Source organism: Vibrio sp. 1557, from assembly GCF_033340175.1.
Taxonomy (GTDB): domain Bacteria; phylum Pseudomonadota; class Gammaproteobacteria; order Enterobacterales; family Vibrionaceae; genus Vibrio; species Vibrio alginolyticus.
Genome location: NZ_JAWOVZ010000135.1, coordinates 1 through 1402, shown reverse-complemented (window position 1 = coordinate 1402; position 1402 = coordinate 1). Strand labels below are relative to the sequence as shown.

Annotated in this window: 1 protein-coding gene; it reads right to left on the bottom strand. The window is 53.3% G+C overall.

The features are described 5' to 3' along the window. Positions 1 to 232: 232 nt before the first annotated feature. On the bottom strand, positions 233 to 1402 hold a 1170-nt coding region (locus R7070_RS25270), incomplete at its 5' end, for an IS91-like element ISCR1 family transposase (protein ID WP_088769055.1).

Sequence of the window (1402 nt, the reverse complement as noted above, 5' to 3'; positions counted from 1 at the left end):
GGGTATAGGAAGTATAAACCACCTTTTTGCTCCTCATCCGAAGTATCTTACCTGAAATTCCCTCACTCGTTTACCGCTCAAGCCCCAATTTTAACTGCCGGTCCAGCCTAAACCGCTCTAATAAGGTTCGATTTGGCGGTAAAATCTCTAGCCTGATAGCTCGAGAGATACAAACTGCCCCACCGCCCCGTTTAAAAGTTGGCAGTGTTGAGCAGTGTTGGATTTGGGGTCGTCAGTCAAAGAGACGACTCTGTGATGGATCGAACAGGCTGGGAGTCAGTGGCGGCGCTCGTTCTGGTGGCAGCTCACGCTGCTTGGCGGCATTCGCCTTGGCTGTTTTCTGTTTCAGATGCTTGAGAATCTGCTCAATGACCTTCGGATCTTCGATGCTGGCAATCACTTTGACGTGACCGCCGCAGTGTTCGCAGACTTCAATATCAATATTGAAGACTCGCTTGAGGCGTTGCATCCAGGTCATGGCGCGGTGGCGCTCTGCAGGACTCTTGTCACGCCAGTTAGTATCGAGACCTTCCGATTTGTCGGGCTTCTTGCCCCGCTTGGCGGGTGTTACTTGAACTCGGTGTTTGCTGTTCGGTGCAAAGACGCCGTGGAAGCGTGTGAGGTTGACTCGCGGCTTAGGTACCAACGCAGCGAGTTTGGCGATGAAGTCCAGCGGCTCGAAGATCACATGGGTGGTGCCATTGCGGTACGGAGTTTTGAGCTCGTAACGCACCTGCCCATTGGCGGTTAATGCCAGACGTTTTTCTGAAACCGCTGGCCGACTAATGTAGCGACACAAGCGCTCAAGCTTATCCCGCTGATGCGCTTCGGCCATCACACCGGCGTGTAGCGAGAAACCAGCATGGTTGGCTACTCGACTGCTTGAGTCGGCTTTATCCTCACGCCCTGGCAAGGTTTGCAGGGTGAAGACTTTGCGCCCTTGCTGGGGGCCGACGGCAATGCGATACGTAACCGAAGCACCATGTAATTGAGTCAGCGTATCGTCTTCGCCCTCTTCCAGTGTCAACCACGTATTCTCGGCATCACGCTCCAAAATCCCACGCTTTTCCATGCAGCGAGCGATGCGATGGCTGAGGGTGTGAGCGAGCGTATTCAGCTCATCGTAAGTGGGTGCCTTGACACGATGGAAGCGTTGCTTGCCATAGTCATCTTCGGCATAGACACCATCGAGAAACAGCATGTGGTAGTGGACATTGAGATTTAGCGCGGAGCCAAAGCGTTGGATAAGAGTCACTGAGCCAGTTTGTGCAGAGGCTTTGGTGTAACCGGCTTTTTTGATCAGATGAGTTGAGAGTGTACGATAGACGATACTCAAGACCTGGCCCATCAGCTGGGGATGGCGAGCCAGCAAAAAGCGTAGCTGGAAAGGAAAGCTGAGCAC